The organism is Verrucosispora sp. CNZ293 (assembly GCF_002754655.1).
Genome location: NZ_PEFR01000001.1, coordinates 4,182,746 through 4,201,576, shown reverse-complemented (window position 1 = coordinate 4,201,576; position 18,831 = coordinate 4,182,746). Strand labels below are relative to the sequence as shown.

Here is an 18,831-nt window from a genome sequence, read left to right as displayed (position 1 = left end):
CGGCTGATGGGAGCTAGGTGGCCGCCGGTGCCCGGTCCGCGCGACGGCACCATGCCGGCGGGGGTCGTGTTGCCGACTAGACCGGATCGGCGGTCCTCACGGACGGCCGCGGCGTTACCGGTGTGGGGATCGGATGGGGTTGCGGTGCGATCGACGGCGATCAGGTCGCCGTCCGGGTGTTGGTAGAGACGGAGCATCGTGTCCTCCTTGGACATGACAAAACGGCGGTCACCCGAGTGGGTGACCGCCTACGCGGATCGGGGTTGACGCCCGCGCCCGCCGATACGGCGGCTGCGGGACAGGTGATGAGTGCTGGCTCTGAGGCGTGTCAACGGCGCCGACAGGAGGGTGGGCGCGATGCCGTCGCGGGACGGGTCAGATCAGCCAGGCAAGAGAGAAGTGAACCGCCCCGGATCTTGTAGAGACTCCACAGAACCCGGGGCGGTTCAAAGGAAGAGCCCTCAGAGCGTGTTTGAGAAGGTCTGTTGTGGACGGTGTGGCGGCGTGACATCTGTTGCCGGGGCGGGCAGGGTGGCGCGGTGTCTGCGCGCCGTGGCTACCCCTCCGACCTGACGGACGCCCAGTGGGCGCTGATCGAGCCACTGTTGCCGGAGCCGAACACGGACGGCCGCAGGGAGAAGCACCCGCGGCGGGAGATCGTCAACGCGATCCTGTACGTGGTGCGTTCGGGGTGCCCGTGGCGGTACCTGCCGGCGGATCTTCCGCCGTGGCAGACGGTGTACTGGTACTTCACCCGGTGGGAAGAAGCCGGCGTCACGGACAAGCTCCTGGCCACGCTGCGGATCAAGGCGCGGGTGCAGCAGGGCCGTCAGTCGCAGCCGTCGGCGGGGATCATCGACTCCCAGAGCGTGAAGGGAGCCGACACCGTCGGCCGGGACACCCGAGGCTACGACGCGGGCAAGAAGATCAACGGCCGTAAGCGATTCATCATCACCGACACCCTCGGCCTGCTGGTCACCGTCACCGTGCTCGCCGCGAGCTGGCAGGACCGCGACGGCGCCAAGACCGCCCTGCTCCACGCCTGCATGCTCACCCCGATCCGGCACGTCTACGCCGACCAGGGCTTCACCGGACGGCTGGTCGACTGGACCCGCGACACCCTACGCACGACGCTGGAGATCGTCCGCAAACCCGCCGACCAACGCGGCTTCGCCGTCCACCCCCGCCGCTGGGTCGCCGAACGCACCCTGGCATGGCTCACCGCCTGCCGTCGACTGGCCCGCGACTACGAACGCCACCCGACTGTCTCCGAAGCCCTCATCCGCTGGGCCGCCATCGCCGGCATGACCCGCCGCATCACCCGCGGCCAACCCGCCCGCCGGCAACCCCGCCGCACCTTCAACCGGACCTGATCAACCCATCTCAAACACGCACTCAGGCTACCGGCGGCAGCAGTGCCAGGGCCCGGCTGTCAGTTCCGACCGTCTGGCAGAACCCTTAGAGCGTGTTTGAGAAGGTCTGTTGTGGACGGTGTGGCGGCGTGACATCTGTTGCCGGGGCGGGCAGGGTGGCGCGGTGTCTGCGCGCCGTGGCTACCCCTCCGACCTGACGGACGCCCAGTGGGCGCTGATCGAGCCACTGTTGCCGGAGCCGAACACGGACGGCCGCAGGGAGAAGCACCCGCGGCGGGAGATCGTCAACGCGATCCTGTACGTGGTGCGTTCGGGGTGCCCGTGGCGGTACCTGCCGGCGGATCTTCCGCCGTGGCAGACGGTGTACTGGTACTTCACCCGGTGGGAAGAAGCCGGCGTCACGGACAAGCTCCTGGCCACGCTGCGGATCAAGGCGCGGGTGCAGCAGGGCCGTCAGTCGCAGCCGTCGGCGGGGATCATCGACTCCCAGAGCGTGAAGGGAGCCGACACCGTCGGCCGGGACACCCGAGGCTACGACGCGGGCAAGAAGATCAACGGCCGTAAGCGATTCATCATCACCGACACCCTCGGCCTGCTGGTCACCGTCACCGTGCTCGCCGCGAGCTGGCAGGACCGCGACGGCGCCAAGACCGCCCTGCTCCACGCCTGCATGCTCACCCCGATCCGGCACGTCTACGCCGACCAGGGCTTCACCGGACGGCTGGTCGACTGGACCCGCGACACCCTACGCACGACGCTGGAGATCGTCCGCAAACCCGCCGACCAACGCGGCTTCGCCGTCCACCCCCGCCGCTGGGTCGCCGAACGCACCCTGGCATGGCTCACCGCCTGCCGTCGACTGGCCCGCGACTACGAACGCCACCCGACTGTCTCCGAAGCCCTCATCCGCTGGGCCGCCATCGCCGGCATGACCCGCCGCATCACCCGCGGCCAACCCGCCCGCCGGCAACCCCGCCGCACCTTCAACCGGACCTGATCAACCCATCTCAAACACGCACTTACAGCCCTACTGATGCTGACAGTCTTCACACAAGGGCGATTCGGCGAAGGCGTCGATGGCAGCCGTGACGGCAGGGACTTCAGCGACAGGACTATTCGACAGCACGGACCTGACCCAGATCTGCGGCATCAATCTCTAGGCTTTCGCCATGCCTGAGCAAAGCACGATCGATCTCGACGAGTGCGATGATGCGCAGCCTGGCGGCACCGCCACCCGAGGTGGCTCTCCTGCCCAACCCCAGACTGTTTCCCGTCTCGTCGCTGTCCTCGCAGTTGGGGTCGTGCTGGGTGGTGTCGGCGTCAACGGGCTACGAGACGCTCGCGAACGGCAGCAGCGGGACTCGATCGTGCAGCTCGTAGTCATGCCCGCGACGAATGACGGTGCGCACATGGAATCGGAGGGTCTCGCCCAGATGAACGGGAAGCTTGCGGTGATCAACACTGGCCCTGCGCCGATCACCGTGTTGTCAGCCCAAGCGCAGAGACAAGATGTCGTGGTCCGCAGCAGCGGCGAGTCCTGGCTAGTTCGCTCGGGAGGTACAGTGTCCGTCGATGTGGAGGCGCTCTTCGGCTGTTCGTTGTCCGCGTTCGGGCCTCAGCCGCTGTCGATGCAGTTAACAGTCGAGACAGTTGGTGGGAAGGTCAGGAAGGCCAGCTATCCGATCGTCTTGACCGGAAGCGTCTGGCATCGGGACATCTCTATGCTGTGCTCCGCCGCGAGCGAGTACAGCCCTCCCTGATGCACATACCGCTGGCCGACCCTGCCGTGGGGTGCACGACCAACACGCAGGGCCGGGTTGGCATCATCGTGCTCCCACACTGAGCCCTTTCATCCTGCGTAGCGGTCGACTTCGACGTGGTGCAGGACGAGGATGGCCTGCACGATCGCGGTGGCTCGGCGCGGGCAGCAGCGCACCTTGGCCAGGATCTTCCAGGTCTTGAGCGTGGCGATCGCGCGTTCACCGCGGGCGCGGATCTTCGCTTGCGCCCGGTTGATCGCCTTCTGCCGGCGTGACAGTTCCGGCCGGAAGCGGCGCCGCTTGAACGGGGTACGCACGCTGCCGTGGGCGCCTTGATAGCCCTTATCGGCGAAAGTCATGACGTCGGCGCTGGTCAGCGCGTCGATGATCCTGTGGGTGCGGGCGGCGGTCAGATCATGCGTCGAGCCGGGCAGCGCGGCCGAGGCCCAGACGAGACGCCCGGCCGCGTCCGCGATGACCTGGACGTTCACGCCGTGACGTTTGTGCTTTCCGGAGTAGTACGACTTCTGGTCGGCGACCCGGTCGATCGGGATCAGCGTGCCGTCCAGGATCGCGTAGGCCAGTTGCCGGATGCGCCGCATGGCGGTGTCCAGGTCCTCGGCGGCTGCGCTGAGCAAGGCGATCGCTTCTTGAACATAGCGCCAGGCGGTCGCGACGCCGATCTCGAAGCCGGCGGCGAGGCAGGTGTAGGTGTCGCCGTTGCGCAGGTGGGCCAGGGCCAGTAGTGCTTGGCGGCCCGGGGTCAGTCGCCTCCACCGGGATTTGCGCCGCTGGCGGTGGCCGCGGATGCGGTCGGCGAGGTGGTTGAGGGTCCGGCTGGACAACGGGATGGTGGCAGGGTAGGACAGCATGGCGAGGCTCCCGGTCGGGGCATCGGGTTTTGGTCGATTTGCTGTCCTACCTGGAGCCTCGCCCTCATCGATCAGCACCCCCTGCCGACCCGGGCTGACCTGCCAGATCAGGTTGGAAAAGGCTCCTTGATGATGTTGGCGGGCAGCGACGGTGGCCGCCCGCCGATCTGGGTTCGATGGGTTGCATGCACCCGATTGCGTGACAGAGTCCACCAGGCCATCAACATGAGCAGCAAGCGCCACGTCAGTCCAGAAGACTATGTGGTGACGCTCGGCGAAGCCGAACGCGCGATCTTTCAGCAGGCCGCGATCTTGCTGGACAAGCGATACGGCGTCCGTAGCCGACCCGCCCTGCACTCGGCACTAATGCAGTTGATCGGTGAGGGGCAGGTCGCGAGCCGGGACGACCAGGGCCGCGTGAAGATGGCATGGAGCCTTGTTGACTCTCTCGAAGGCCTCGGCCCAGACCCACGGTTGGCGGCGATGACAGAGGCGGTCCTGCACAGACGTCAGTCCGGCCCCGTCATCGTGGTAACTGGCCCCTTGCGTGCCGAGGTCGAGTACGTGCGGGATCACCTGACCGCCCACGGAATCCGGACAACTGAGTGGATGTTGCAAGATCCGCCGGAGGCACTAGCTACGGCGGCCGACCGCGACCCACTCCCTGTCATCGTTGCCACTCCCAGCGGCCTGGAGGTAGGTGAATCACTGCTACAAGACGCCACGCTGGTTTACTTCACCAGACCGCGAAGCGACACCGATCGTGCGTGGCTTCTGAGCGCACTGCAGACCGGCATGGCTCGCGGCGCAGTTCTGCCTGTCGATGAACCGCCCATTGCATCCGGAAGCTGAGCTAGCGAGGCTGGTCCGACTCCAGCTGGGTCGGTGAACCGGAGTTCGGCCGTCGCTTCCGCCTCGCCCGCGTGGTCGTGGTCTGGCGGCTCGTTCGTGGGGCGTCCGGAGGGCAAGCTTGGGCTCTAGACCACGGACACCTCCGACGCCAGGCAGCCCTGTCGTGCCGACCACGCACTCAGGAGTTCCACCTTCGCGGCTCCCACCCCTTCTGGGTGAGTCCGATGGCGTCTAGAACCACCTTTTGCCGCCCGAGCAGAAAGTCGATGGTGTCGATCTTGAAGTCGACACCATCGACGGGCAGGTCGGGGGAGGTGAGCGTGTCGATGACGTCGTCGAGCGAGCGGGGCTTGCCGTGGCTGGCCATGTACCGGAAGGACGTCGCGTAGATCTCGTCGAAGGGCAGTGGCCGCAGACAGAGCTGCTGCGGCGTGGCCACGGCCCACGTCCAGGTGATTTCGGGGAACGCGGGCCAGCCCTTGGGCATCTCCACGACAGCACTGCCGGATGTCAGCTCCGTGCGGAGGCGGTTGACTTGGGTGGCGGCTGAACTAACCCAGTCCTCGATCTTGGTGACTTCGGGAAGCGAGATGGCGTCGATGGGCCACTTAATCTCGAGACAGAGGCCTCGCCGCCGGCTCGGGTCCACCGCCACCACGTCAAGGTCGCCAGCCGTTTGGCGGTCTTGACGCCGGGCGCGTATCCGGTCGGCCACAAGGACTCCAGGTATCTGACCGAGCCAGTCCTTCCACTTCACTGCCCGGTTTCCCTGCCGTTGACCGACGGGCCCGTACAGGCCGGGGTCGTACGCGGAACTGCGCAGGATGATCGCGTCGATGACCCGAGGCGTGATGAGCGGCGGGCACACGATGATGGTGTCCTCGAGCTTCGCCAGCGGTGATACGCGGCAGGAGCGGCCGTTAGTGTAGGTGAGGCGTTCGATGGTGGCGTCGATGCATGCCGTCGGAACCGTTGGAAGCAGCTTAGCCGTCATCTCCAGCAGCGTGGTCCGACGGAGGCTCGCCAGAGTTGTCTCGGTGCGCTTGAGCATGCGCGCCGCCGCCTCGCACAGTGAGGCGAATCCCATGACGACCGACAGCACATCAGCGACTTGGCCCACGGTCAGGCCGCCATCGAGTTGGAAGGAGTCGGGGAGGTTTCCCTCCGGCAGCGCGTGGCGGTAGGCGTCGACAGCCGTTTTCGCGCGCTGCGCCGCCGCGCGGAGGACATCCGCCGGGGGAAGTTCTCGGGATGCTCTTGGCCGGCTCCGGATCCACGCCCGTTCGACCGACGTGATTCCGGGAAGGTTGGCAGGGGCGGTGGCGTGTTCGAGGAAGGCGTCGGCCGCCTCGACCGCGGGATTCCAGCGGTGTCGGATCCGGAAGGCGTCGCCACGACGGCGAACCTCGTAACCACCGGCCCTGAAGGTGCCGCGGAGGTTGTCGAGGCGGGTCGCTTCCAAGGCGGCGAGGCAGATATCCGCGGCCTCTACGTCTTCACAGGGCCCTTCTCCCACGGGAATCTCGTGGTGCCACGTGATGATCTGGGCGAGGACGGACTCCCATGGCACATCGCTATCACGCGCTTGAGCAATCTCCATTGCACGGAGGCGAGTGGCATGCTGGAGCAGCGTGAGCAGCCGCTCCGGCGCGGACCGCCAGCCGGGAAGATCGCGCGCCGCCTGTCGGCGGCTGTCGATGAGGCTCTGGAGCTCGTCGTCGGGTCTCACGTCGTCATCCCGAGTCTCCCCGTCCTCTCGCTCCTGTCGATTTGGCCTTGTCGATTGTTCAGCATTGGCTTGGCCGTGGCGACCCCCTCCAACGCCAGTGCTGCGGCTTCGCCGAGCCACAGTCCGCTGCGCCATCGAGGGCGCGCCGGCCAGGCTTGAGGTCAGAGTCGGCACAGGTTGCCACCATCGCCGAGCCAGGTTGTCGGTGCCGACTGGTCAACTTGCCGCGCGACCGTATCCGTCAGGAGGAACGAGTCGGACGGAGGTCCCGGGCCTGTTCATGCGCTCGCTTCTCGTTCCGGTGCCGCGCCGTCTCTACCGGGCCTCCTCAAACCTCAAGATCACGGCTACCGTTGAGCCCGAGGTTGGGATCAGGGGCGGCTCATCAGTGCATCAGCCGCCCGAGCTATTTCGGCAGAGTTGACCTGCGCAATGACTGTGAGGGAGGCGGTCCAATCGCCTGCGCACAAGGCTCGTGCGGCAAGATTGCGCGCCCGTACCGGATCGGCGTGGCTGAGCGCAGCTCTAGCCAGGTCAGCATATGCGCGAGAACGTCGCACTGATTCGATGATGCGATCAGCTGATGGCTCAGCCGTTGCCCAGTCTGCGTACGCAGCGGCCGCTTGTGCAATCTGATGATATGCATCGTCTCGCAGCGATAGGTCTTGGAGCGTGTCGGCGACGCGCTCAGCCTCGGTTCGAAGAGACTCGGCTTCGTCACGGTCCCTAGCGCGGTGTGCGGCCTGCATCAGCCCGCCCAACGCCGCAATCTGCAGAAGCGTGGAGTCTGCCAGGGACGTGGCAAGAAGACGAGCGTAAGTCCGATTGCCTACGGCTGCGAAGGCTTGGACCGTGGCGATCAGCGCCCGCTCGAAGAGAGCAGGATGTGTCACCACCTGGCGGGCTTCGTGCTCGGCCGCCCCGCACAGCTCTTTCGCGCGCTCCGTGTCGCCCAGTTCGGCAGTGAGGCGGGCGATGGCGCTGAGGGCAAGCGATTGGCTATACGGCTCGGAATGGCGGACGGCAGCGGCAAGGTTGCCCGTGCTGGCCGCCCCGGCGATGTCGCCGGCGGCGATCTGTGCGAAGGCGAGTTCGACAAGAGACGACGCCCGAGTTTTCGTGTCAGGAACGGTCAATGCCAGTCGCTGCGCCTGCGCAGCGTCGCCTGCCGAGGCATAGGAGGAGACAAGGTGTGAGAGAGCCTCTGAGCGAGCGTTCTTATCTGAGATCTCTGCCACCAGAGTCTCGGCTTGCACAAATCGATTCACGCGAGCTAGCGCCTCGACGATGGTGCAGAGGGCGGCGTCCTCCCGAGCGCGCGTCGCGATCGTGCGCGCGCACTGTTCCGCCGCAGCGTAGTCGCCAGCCTCGGCGAACCCTGTAGCGATGGACTCGAGAACCCAGTCGAGGTCGTCAGGCTCCTCCGTTGCCTCCGCTTGGCTCAATGCGAGCTGACACAGGGCACGAGCACGTTCCTTGTCCTGCCCATACCTGCCGATAGCGATGGCTACCTGGGCGAGGCTGTGGGCGCGCTGCGGCAGGTATACGCTGCTGCGGGCATGGCGTTCCGCAGCGTCCGCGAACTGAGCTGCATCGAGGCGATCGCCGCGGCGGGCCGCCGCTCGGGCCAGCGTTGTGCAGGCCCGTGCCTGCCAGAAGGGCTCCTTCAAGGCAGCCGCGAGATGTTTGGCCCTGGTTGAATTCTCTTCTGCCAAGGCGTCGACGACAGCGGTGATGGCTCCTTCTCGATTGAAAGCCCGGGTGACGTCCTGAATGAGAGCTTCAGCTCGAGCCATGTCGCCAAGGGACACCACCGCGGGGACCAAGGTACCGAGAGCGGCAGCACTCATGGCGGGCCGCAGGCTTCGGTCGGCCTGTTCGGCGACAGCGAGAAGTTTCGTAGCCTCATCCCGCTGACCCAGGCGGGATCGGGCAGCGGCGATGGCGGCAAGAGCACTGACCTTACGCAATGTGTCGCCCGCGATCATCGCCGTGGATTCAGCCTCCAGCAGCAGCGTAGGGGCATGCGCGGGATAAGCCTGAGCTACCTCGATCAGCGCCGCTGCCCTCTTCTCGGGCTTCTGCTGTCCTCGCGCAGCTTGAGTTGCATCACCGACCATCCGCGCCGCGTCCTGTGACTTGCCTGCCGTTGCCAACTGTCGCGCCAAAGTCGCGAGTGCGCCCGGGTACCCGTCGAGGCCGGCGGCTGCGCGTGCAGCTCGCTCTGCCTCGTCGAGCAGTGCAGCCGCTCGGCTACGGTCGCCTGACTGCAATTCGTGTGCAGCGAGAGCGGCGAGGGCCTTCGCTTTGGATGCCTCATTCGGGATGGCGCGTGCCAGGGAGCGCGCACGGATGAAGGAACCGAGGCTGGCCCAGACGGCCGGCAGGTCCGGCGGAAGGTTCGCATTCCGACTGTGCAGCTCGTCGCGGTGCATGGCGAGCCGAAGTAGCGATGATAGGTCCGGTCGTGATTGCTCCTGTCCTACGGCCTGTGCGCCCCAAATCTCGGAGAGCGCAGCCGCATCGCCACCCGTCATCTGGAGCATCCGCTCGTGCCGCTCAACGTCCAGAGCACAGGCCAAGAGGCGCTCCCAATCGCCGCTCGCACGTAGCATGGAGAAGTAGTCGCGCAGCAGATAGACCGGGGTGATGGCGGGCCAGCCTGCCTGGCGATACTCCTCGGCCCAGGCGTGCAAGCGATGGCGGGCCTGCTGGATCATGCTGCCCGCAAGTTCCGACTCCGCCATCACGCGCAGAGTTTCGTGAGCGAACAGCAGCACCCGGTGGGGCTGCTGATCCACGCTCCAGTGGTGGCTGCGGCTGGTGACTGAGCGGCCGAACACCCCCCTGAGGAGTTCGTTGAGCTGGTAGCGCGGGACGTTCGTGAGTTCTTCCAGATCTTGCACGGTGAGACCACCACCGCTGGCGGTGATCATGGCTAGGACTGCCGCCTGAGTCGGCTTGGACAGCAACTGACGGAGTTCCAGGGTTGCGCGGCGCCGTAGGTCACGCGCGTATGGCGATGGCTTAAGCGCCCGCACTGAGCAATGGCGCAGGGGGTGGTCGTCAGCAACGTCGTCCGGCAGTTGCGCGATCGGTCGACTGGCGACGATAACCTGCAGGCCGGCGGGCGGATGGAGAGGAAGCAGCGACGCCACGCTGGGGATGCCTGACGCTGCCGTCGCGCCAGTATCCTCGTCTAGGCCGTCGACGACCAACACTAGGGGACGCCCAAGCCGGACCGCTCTTTCAGCTGCGGAGGTAAGCAACCTCCGCAGAAGACCCCTACGAGCACTCGGCCGGCTGTCCTGGTACGGAGCGCGCCCGAGGAGCGAGCTGAGCTGGTCGATCAGCGCCTCTGTGAAGGCATCGCTATCAGATGAAGCCGTGTACCGTGCGGTCGCGAAGAACGAGAGTACGTCGAAATGTGGCCGCGGGCGCAGGGCAAGGGTCGCCATGAGGGCTGTCTTGCCGGACCAGGGCTCGGCCTGCCACCACATGTAGCTGGCGCCGTGGCCCCGGCAAAACTCCAGCAGTTCAGCGAGCTCCGCATCCCGATCGTGCAAGCTGTCTGGCACGAGGTCGCGGTACTCCTCGACACTCGCGGAGTTCCATGCCCCTGAGGCGTCCGCGTCTACCATGGAGCGGACAGGTCCGATCGTCGTCGCCGCGAACAGCCCCAGCCGCTCGACCTCGTCGCGAACCTCGGCAACCTCAAGACGACGGCGCCCGTCCTCTACCCATTCCCCAACAGCGGTTATGCCGGACCGTAGCGCCTCGCCGTCACTGCGCAGCCCATTGGCTCTCATCAATTGAACTGCAAGTTCTTCTTCAACAGCGAACGTGCGCCCTGCATGGAAATACAGAGAATTGAGCATCATCAGCAACTCATCGAGGTCACACCCAAGATGGCTGCACAGCTCCGTGAGTCGCTTCCCGGGCCCCGAACGTGGCGAGGCCGCACGAGCGGCAGGATTGAGCAACGATGTGCGCGAATCGACTAGGCGCAGTAGTGGGTCGTCGGCATCGAGCACTCGACTTGTCACCAACTCCATGACGAACCCGGCACGCGTTGCGCCCAGACTTCTCCAACTCCGGAGGAACTTCTCGAGCAAAGACGTACGGCTCTGCGGTGATGTGCCGGTCAGAAATTGGAAGTCGACCTTCGCGGCTGCCTTGGTTGCGCACTTCAGCTGCATGTATCGGTCCTGACCGGTCTTCGCCCGCAGAACCACGTCGTCCACGTGGGCGGAATCCCGGGCCTCCAACTCGATAGCGTAGAACTCGCTATCGGGATGAAGCAGCTCTACAGCTACCCTCCACGCTACAAGATCTTGATACTTGTCTCCGAGGCGGCGAGCGGCGCTCGGAGCTGGCACACCAGCCGCGGGTTTCCGCGCCACCACCACCCGTTCTCCTTTCCGCGCCAGCGGGCGCGAGTTGTGGCTAGTCGCTTCAACGCCCAGCGCATGGCTGCCGTTGCTGACTGCCTCTCACGGCTCTCGCCCACTATGCCACCGGCCGCATGTGCGGGCATCTATACACTCCGCAGCCCTATAGCGTCCCCCACTGCTCCATGACCCGGACTGCGCCGATTTGGCCCCGTGGCGCCTCTCTGATTCGGGGTGTCGTAAGGAGCCAAGCGGTCGAAGCGCGAGTGGCCTTGAGGATCACTTGGCATCGACAACCAGCGCGTACGGATTCGTCTTGTCCACCGTCACCCAGTGCATCAACTTGCCGCCGGCCGGCACTGTGGTAGTTGGGGTGACCAGGTGGAACCCGATCGTAACCTTCTCGTCTTCAATGGCTTGGCCCTCACCCCCGGAGAGGCTGCCCTTCTCGACGGTTGGGTAGAGGATGATTGCTCCGGTGGAGGAGCCCCTGAGCACGTCGGCCTCGGCGTCAGGGGTTGGTGTGTCTAAACCGGCGATCCTCATCGCCGCGTTCCGGTGTCGTTCTTCGCTGAACACTCGGAAGGAGGCGCTGGAAGAGGTGCGTTGGCGTTCGAAGATGCTGAAGGGTCCGTGTCCGGCGACGAGGCGTCGTGTGGTGGACCTCGTCTGCTGGGGCAGGAGCACGATCCACCGTGCGAGTTGGTCGTCGCTCAGGCGGCGCAGCCAGGCTAGTTCGGGTTGGAAGGTGTCATCGGCCAGCCACTTGAGGTTGCCGAGCACGGCCAGAAGCGCTGCGTGACTGACGATTGCCGCCCCCGCCTCGTAGGTGGTCTTGGCTCCCGGTACCACGAACCTGACGGACCGTTGGGCTGCGGCAGCGAGTAGCGGTTCCCACTGTTCGAGGTTGTGCTTAATCTTGGTTCCGACAGAGGGGAAGGCCACGGGTTCCATGGGCTGGCCCGGTGAGCTCTTCAGCACGAGCTTGGCGTTCCACATCTTGTTCCGGCCGGTGGGTCGCAGGTCCGGGCGGTGCTGGGCGATCAGGGGCGGGATCTGCCGGGGGGTCAGCTGGGGCCTGCCGTCGGCCGGGGCCGCGTACTGGCGTAGTTCGCGTCGGAGGAAGTCCTCGTCGCGGCAGGCGGCCTCGAACATGTCGTGCAGGTCTGGGGTGGTGTAGAGGCGGACCAGGTCTCGGTAGCCGGGTCGGAAGCCGAACCACCGGCCCATTTGCATGAGCGTGTCGACCTGTGTCGTGGCGCGCCGGTAGTAGGTCACGGTCAGCCCTTCCACGGTGAAGCCGCGGGCGAGCTTGTTTCCGCCGACCAGGATGCGCCAGATCTCGCGCTTGTCGAAGTCGAGGCTCTCCTGCTGCCTCTCAAGGTCGGTGTCGCTGTTCACGACGATGACCGGGCTGCCGTTACGGTCGGCAGGGCTGATGAGTCGGAGTGCCTCGCCGATGTCGTCGCGCAGGTCGTCGAAGTTGGCCGGTGTGAGCAGTGCGGGCGCCTGCGCGCGGGACACGGGCAGGACGTCGGTGAGGTACAGGTCCCGTAGCCGGGCCAAGCCGCTGGGCCGGTAGTAGCCGGCGGTGTTCCACAGGTGGACGATCAGCTCGGCTGTCTGCCGGTGGGAGTCCTTGCCCATGGCCTCGTGGACGAGCATGGTGTGGTGCCGGTAGGTGGTTCCGTGTCGTTGTCGGTACAGCTTGATGGCACCGGTGAGGACGAACATGTCCATCGCGCGGCGCAGTTCGCCGTCGTCGGGCTCGTCGCCGAGGTACCGCACGTGTGCCCGTTCCTTCGACGTGTCGAGAGGGCGCTGCTCCAGGGGGAGTTCGGCGTCGAAGTCGTGGAAGTCCTCTGCGCCCATGTAGCCCTCGGGGCGCGGCAGGGAGATGAGGAAGTCGCGGGGGAAGATGTCCTCGACGTCGGACGGGTCGATGAACACGTTGGCGTACGGGGTGGCGGTGTAGCCGACGTACTGCGCGCGGGGCATCATCCGTAGCAGTTGTCCGATGAGGCGGTTGATGGCGGTGCGCTTTTTGCTGTCCTCCTTCCACTTCTTCGGGCTGACGGTGTTAACCGACGCCTGGTCCGACTCGTCGTCGATGATGAGGACCGGCACCTCACCGAGGCGTTCGCTGATGCGGCCCAGGTCTGCCACCAGCGCATCGAGAACGGAGGCGTTCTTCTTGGCGACTACGAGCCGAGCATCGCTGGTGTGTAGGTTCGCCGGGTCGAAGAACTTCCGGTTGCGCTCTCGGCCCCTGAACTCCAGCGCGGAGAAACCCATCTTGAGCCGCCGGTAGTCGCCGGCGTGGTTGCTCAGGCGGTGGATGTCCGGGTATCCGGCGTCGGACGGCCGTCCGCCGTGGCGGACGAAGCGGTCGCGTTTCCAGTCGGGGTCGTCCTGGTACTCGTGGGCCTTCTGGTCGTGGGGGGAGATCTCCCGCTCGATGTTCTCCCGGCCGCACAGCTCGATGTCTAGGCGTCGCTGGGTCTGGGCACGGAGCATGTTGGTGGTGCCGGTGAGCACGATGACGAGTCGGTACCCGGCATCGATGGCCTTGGCCACGACGCCGGTGAAGTTGGCGGTCTTGCCGCTCTGGACGTATCCGACGACGAGACCCTTGGCCTGGTACGCGACCGACCGGGTTGGGTCTGACAGGCGGCGGACCACCTCCTCGGTGGCCCTGTCAAGGTCGGCGATGGCGTCAGGGTTGCGCCACTTGTCGAGCAGGTGGCGCTGGTAGTGCGCCCAGTAGAAGCTACGTTCCGTGCGGCGCTCGGGCGTGCGCCACTCCTCCCAGTCGTCCGCGATGACGATGGGACCGTCGGCGGCGGCGAAGGGGAACAGGTCGGCGAACAGAGCTGCTGTCTGCTCGTCAATGCCGAGGGCGGCGATCACCGCCTCGCGACGTGCGGCAGTGTTGTGGCTGGTGCCGCCGGTCCAGGGGGCGCCACCCTGTTCGTGGTCCCAAGCGGCGAGGGCATGGGCGAACTGCTGGCGCAGGGCGTCCTCGGGGCCGGCGTCTCGCAGGTGACCTAGAAGGGCGGATCCGTCGGCGATACCGGGAACGTCGCCCCCCAGCATGGCTGCCAGGGCATGCAACGGCTTCGGCCCGGGACGCTGCATGGCGTCGAGGGCGGCGCTGTAGGCGGTGGTGACGCTGTCGCTCATGGCAGTTCCCGCTGTCCCCTCGTGAGTGCGTCGGTGAGGATCTTCGGCGTGGGGTCGCCGCTTCGTCCGGTCAGGTCTAGGCGGTAGCGGACGTCGGTCACGTGCGTACCGTCGACGCCGGCGTCTGCCAGGAGGCGAGGTGTGAGCCGGGGGAACGACTTGGTCACCTGGAATGCTTCGGCAGCGGTTCGTAGACGCCATCGGCGTTGGCAGGTGGTCGAGTAGCGGTCCCGCCAACCGGAGCCTCGGAGCAGGTCGTCGAATGCGGCGCGGTGGGCCGTAAACGGCAGGTGGTCGCGGATACCCGTGATGAGGTCCGGTAGCGTGCGGCCGGCGCTGCCAGCGGCGGTGATCTGCAGGGACACCAGCCAGAGTTGCCGTTCGCCGGTCTCGACCAGCTGAGTCAGGGATGAGATCCAGTGGGCACGGCGTTCGGACACGGTGGTCTTGACCTCGACGTCGTGGTCGGGGAGCCCGAAGTCGTGCTCCTCGGCCTGTCCGCCGCGCCATGAGGCGAGCGCGGTGTCCGGCCCCGCGGTGTGTGCGAGGCCGGCAAACAGGAGTAGTTCGCCTACGAGCCCCGTCTCCCTCTCCTGTGAGAGGACGTCCTCGGTCTGTAGGAGGTGTCCGAGGCGGCGCAGGGTCTCGGTCAGCGCGGCGGTCAGTGTCTGCTGGTCCAGTTGGACCCGGTCAGCGACGGCGCACAGCAGCGGATAGGCGTCGACGAACAGACGAGGATCGGTGACGGCGATCTCGATCATCCGTTGCCCGTCGTGGTGCACGGCGCGGACGGTGAGGTGTTCCAGCCCGGCTGGTGCAACCTCGTGGGAGGTTGCGGGTCCACGGAGTCCGACGCGGTCGGCGTGAGGGTCGACGAAGAGCAGAAGACGTGGTGATCCGGGGATCGGGTGGTCGATCGGGACGCTGCTTCGCACATATTCGGCGAAGCTGTCAGCGCTCAGGTGTCGGTCGGCTGGCGCCGTCATGAGCGGGCCTCGAAGGTCGACCTCTCCGCCTTGGCCGCGGTGGTGAGGACTTCCTGCCAGAGGTCGATGTTGTCCTTGTCGCGGGCGCCGAAGTGGGCACCTTCGAAGACGTTACTGGCGAGCAGGAACAGCAGGGCCTTGAGAACTGGGGCGTCGTTGACGCCGCCGCGGCGTCCGCCGAGGAGTGCCTGCCGGTATGCCCGGTTGAGCCACAGCGTCCTGGTCCCGCGGTCGAACTCGACGAACGCGTCGCTGGTGAACCGCTTCCACTGGATGTTGAGGGGTTCCTCGGGCAGTAGGGGCAGCTCGTTGCGGATCTCGCGCGACACCTTGGGGTGGAAGCCCTTGCCCGGTGGTAGCACCGCCTTGCGGCGTGCGGTGGTCCGTCGGTTGGCGTTGACCCATGCCGCCTCTGCGGCTTGAAGGTAGTCGGTGATCGTGGTGCCATCGTCGGCGCGCGCTGTGGCGACGGCGTGGGCGAAGCGGGGCCCGGCCGACACGCGCGACTTCTCGGGGTTCATGACGAAAAGTCCGGCGGTGTCTCCGTCAATGTCGATGCAGACCCGAGCAAGTTGGAGCCGGGTGTCAGATGCATGGATGCCTTCCCAGCCGCCGGCGTGCAGGAGCCGTCCACGACGGTAGAAGTAGAGACCCTGTCGCGTCTCCGCCCCACCGGGCAGTCGGTACTCGGGCGAGCTGGAGCGGCGCGGCCAGATGTGGCAGCGCAGAAGCAGGTCAGTTTCTCCGGCCCGGACCTTGAGGTCCTTTGGCCAGCCGGGCAACGTGTCCTGGTACGCGAATGGATCGATGGGCGCCACCGGGTGGCGGACGCCGGCGCCGAACGCCACGTCCTCGACGTCGATGACGATCTGGATCTTGGAGTGGGCGAGGATGCGGTGAAAGGTCAGGCCCAGGTGTCCCTGCAGGTGGGAGATGGTGCGGCTGAGGAACTCGTCGACCTGGTCGGGATCGTCGGACGAGGGTAGGCCGTTCACCTGATCCCAACGGACGACGGTGCCCGACTCACTTGTGGGAAGCTGCCAGTTGCGGTCGAGTTCGGCAGCGGCGAATGCACCGGGGACGACTTCGCAGGTGAAGTCACGCCGGCCGGATGCGAGCTGCCAGCGTCGCCCTACGGCCGGCTGTCCGGCGGCGCGGGACAGAACGGTGAGGCTGGCAGCCTGGCTGAATGAGGCAGCCTTGAGACCGATCCCGAAGTGTCCGAGATCGTCGCCGGTATAGCTGCGTTGACCACCGACGGTCATCGCCGCATCGATACGGTCGGGTTCGATACCTCGGCCGTTGTCCACGACGTAGAGCCCGACAAGCCGGGTGTCGCGTTGGACGAAGCGCACAAGTATGTCGGTGGCCCCGGCGTCAACGGAGTTGTCCACCAGGTCGGCCAGCGCTGTCTCCAACGAGTGGTTGCGGCCCAGGGCGTCCATAGCCCGTGGGTCCGGTGGCAGCTGCACCGCTCCCTCGGTGGGGACCTCCTGAGACCAGACGGACACGAAATGCTCCTTTGGCATGGCCGGTGGTACCGGCGAGGCTGTCAGAAACCGTTGACCGGACGAAAACCGTTGCGTCGGGCGTGGCGCATGGCGTCCAGTGCACCGCGCAGGTGCTTGCCAGCGGGGTCCCAACCCTGATGCAGGGCTTGGGCGACCTCGGTCGCCGACTGCCGTTGCTCCGGCCTGAGGATCCCTGTGGCGGCACCCCAGGCGGCAAGGTCGCTCCAGTCGGCACCGGTGGTGCCTCGGACCAGTTGCAGGTCGTCGCCGTAGGTGTCGACGTCGGCGAGTTCCGTCTCCAGCTGTGGCGGGACGACCCAGTCCAGTTCGCGTACCGCTGTCCAGCACTCCGGGCGCTTGGTCCACTCGCCCACGTTGGTACGGCCCTCGGGCGGCGACGTGATGATCTTCTGTACGAGCGGGCACAGGTCGGTTACTGCGTCCTGCAGCGCGGGGGTGAGGTCCTGGTTGCGCCAGATGCGGTCGAGGTCAATCCTCTGGCTGGTCACATGGGCGAGTTTCGCGACGGTGTAGGTAACGATGTTGGCCTTGTACCCGCCGAAGTTCTGTCTGGCGACGAGCTTGTCGACCTTCCTGAAGAGGATCGCCTTGGCCACCAGGTGCCGGCAGTACTGCTTGTCCACCGCCGGCGGATGCTCGTCCAGCCGCTGTGAGAACAGGGTGAAGTTCTTCTCCGCCCCGAGGCTCACCAGGTGCGGCTCCATACCCCAGGAGTGCTCGAACTTGGCCAGGTCGGACTTGGTGAACTTCTGGGCTGACGGGTTGGCGGCCTTGAACACCTTCTGACGGGCCGGCGTCCCCTCGCGGGCGAGAGCGTTGGCGTACTGGCCGCGGGCCCGTTCGTAGAACCAGTGGGTGTCGTGCGGATGGGCAGGGCTGGGCGGCGCCCACAGGGTCCGCATGATCCGCTCGACGTCGACGTGGAATGCACTGTTCGCCTTGAGATCGGAGGCGGTGACCCGGTTCTGGGTGTTGGAGTACGCGGAGATCTGCGGGACGATGTCGTCGAGCCGGTCGGGTGAGACAACCGTCAGCTTCATCTGCACGTGCGCGGCACCGACGTCGACCTTGTTGCGGTGGGCGTGGTGAATAGTCGCAGTGGTCTGGCCTCCGTTGACAATCTGGAGGTTGTGGATGCGGCGGATCATCCGCTGACCGGACGTCGTCTCGTCGAACTCGACCTTCGAGGCGGTGGCTGCGATCCCGTTGTTGTAGGCGAGGAATCGCTCGGGGTTGTTTTTCAGGGTGTCCAGGATTCCTCGATTGACCGCGCCGCGTACCTGCAGAAAGGAGCGAACGTTCAGCTCCAGCAACCGAGCCCCGTGAGCGGAGTACAGCTCGGCCAGTCCGCTGGCGGGCACGATGGCCAACAGAACCGAGTAGTCCTCGTCGGTTCGCGGGGTCGCCAGGCAGGGCAGACCTTCCGGGAACTCCGCAACGATCGGCTCGGCTTTGCTTCCGGAGGTCGACCAGTTGGCCATACGTCGTAGGTCCCACAACTCGCGGCTCACGTGCCGCCCCTCGAACAGCATGGGCGCGATGCCGTCGCGGACCACGCTACGAGCGTTCGTTATTAGAACCAGACGCACCGACTCGACCCGACCGAATCTCTCGCTGACAGCGGCACACAGACCGGCCACGTCCGAGGAGCGGTCACGCCTGACCAGGGTGCCGGCGACACAGCGGGACAGGAAGTTCTCCAGGCGTCTGAACGCCGCCTCAACCTCGGCGCGACCGATTTTGTGGTCGTCGTCGGCGCGAGGGCTGTAATGGGTAAGAAACAGGTCCAACGAGCGGTCGTCGGAGGCGGCGCCGTACCCGCTGACCTCGACCCCGTGGTCCTTGAAGCGCACCGCCACGGCATCCTCGGTGTGTCCGTCGGCCGCCAGTTGGTCGAGCATCAGCTGGGTGAAGGCCTCTTGTAGGTCGCAACCCTCGATCTCGGCCTGGGCCCTGACGTCCTCGATGAGGCCGTGCGCGTAGGCACTGACGTCCAACTCAGCCATGCATACCCCTGTGCCGCAGGACACGGGCACGGCGAAACGGGCCGCACATCCCGAGCGGGCTCGTTAGGGGCATGCAGTTCTCCGGAGGATTGCTCGGCACGTGAGGTGACGGTACGCGCCGACTCGGTCGCTGATGGCACCAACTCT

11 protein-coding genes are annotated in these 18,831 nt (G+C 66.2%); 4 read left to right on the top strand and 7 right to left on the bottom strand.

Translation table 11 applies throughout. From position 1 onward, the window contains the following. The first annotated feature begins 539 nt into the window (after positions 1-539). From CLT74_RS19075 to CLT74_RS19065, 3 genes are all read left to right on the top strand, one after another. Positions 540-1,373, top strand: a complete 834-nt coding sequence (locus CLT74_RS19075; protein WP_099845014.1) for an IS5 family transposase — start codon at positions 540-542, stop codon at positions 1,371-1,373. A 163-nt stretch (positions 1,374-1,536) separates the two neighbouring features. Further along, positions 1,537-2,370, top strand: coding sequence for an IS5 family transposase (locus CLT74_RS19070; RefSeq protein ID WP_099845014.1), 834 nt, complete (start codon positions 1,537-1,539; stop codon positions 2,368-2,370). Between the two features lie 172 nt (positions 2,371-2,542). Further along, positions 2,543-3,133, top strand: coding sequence for a hypothetical protein (locus CLT74_RS19065; RefSeq protein ID WP_143697013.1), 591 nt, complete (start codon positions 2,543-2,545; stop codon positions 3,131-3,133). Positions 3,134-3,222: 89 nt separating this feature from the next. Here CLT74_RS19065 and CLT74_RS19060 read toward each other — a convergent pair whose 3' ends face one another. Next, a complete protein-coding gene (locus tag CLT74_RS19060; protein WP_099845012.1) occupies positions 3,223-4,005 on the bottom strand; it encodes a transposase family protein in 783 nt (260 codons plus the stop codon). A gap of 225 nt (positions 4,006-4,230) precedes the next feature. On the opposite strand from CLT74_RS19060, the gene CLT74_RS19055 reads away from it, so the two are divergent. Next, positions 4,231-4,857: a hypothetical protein gene (locus CLT74_RS19055; RefSeq protein ID WP_099847739.1), complete on the top strand. Its 627-nt coding sequence runs from the start codon at positions 4,231-4,233 to the stop codon at positions 4,855-4,857. A 178-nt stretch (positions 4,858-5,035) separates the two neighbouring features. On the opposite strand, the gene CLT74_RS19050 is transcribed toward CLT74_RS19055, so the two are convergent. From CLT74_RS19050 to CLT74_RS19025, 6 genes are all read right to left on the bottom strand, one after another. Continuing rightward, positions 5,036-6,586 (bottom strand): hypothetical protein, encoded by a 1,551-nt coding sequence (locus CLT74_RS19050; RefSeq protein WP_099847738.1) that lies wholly within the window; start codon positions 6,584-6,586, stop codon positions 5,036-5,038. Between the two features lie 371 nt (positions 6,587-6,957). Then, entirely contained in the window at positions 6,958-10,830 is a 3,873-nt protein-coding gene (locus CLT74_RS19045; protein WP_143697186.1) for a P-loop domain-containing protein, read from the bottom strand. A gap of 426 nt (positions 10,831-11,256) precedes the next feature. After that, positions 11,257-14,160, bottom strand: a complete 2,904-nt coding sequence (locus CLT74_RS19040; protein ID WP_099847736.1) for a Z1 domain-containing protein — start codon at positions 14,158-14,160, stop codon at positions 11,257-11,259. Next, positions 14,157-15,146, bottom strand: coding sequence for a PD-(D/E)XK motif protein (locus tag CLT74_RS19035; RefSeq protein ID WP_099847735.1), 990 nt, complete (start codon positions 15,144-15,146; stop codon positions 14,157-14,159). The genes CLT74_RS19040 and CLT74_RS19035 overlap by 4 nt, the downstream gene beginning before the upstream one ends. Continuing rightward, entirely contained in the window at positions 15,143-16,675 is a 1,533-nt protein-coding gene (locus tag CLT74_RS19030; protein ID WP_486582413.1) for an ATP-binding protein, read from the bottom strand. The genes CLT74_RS19035 and CLT74_RS19030 overlap by 4 nt, the downstream gene beginning before the upstream one ends. A gap of 23 nt (positions 16,676-16,698) precedes the next feature. Then, a complete protein-coding gene (locus CLT74_RS19025; RefSeq protein WP_099847734.1) occupies positions 16,699-18,684 on the bottom strand; it encodes an AIPR family protein in 1,986 nt (661 codons plus the stop codon). Positions 18,685-18,831: the final 147 nt, after the last annotated feature.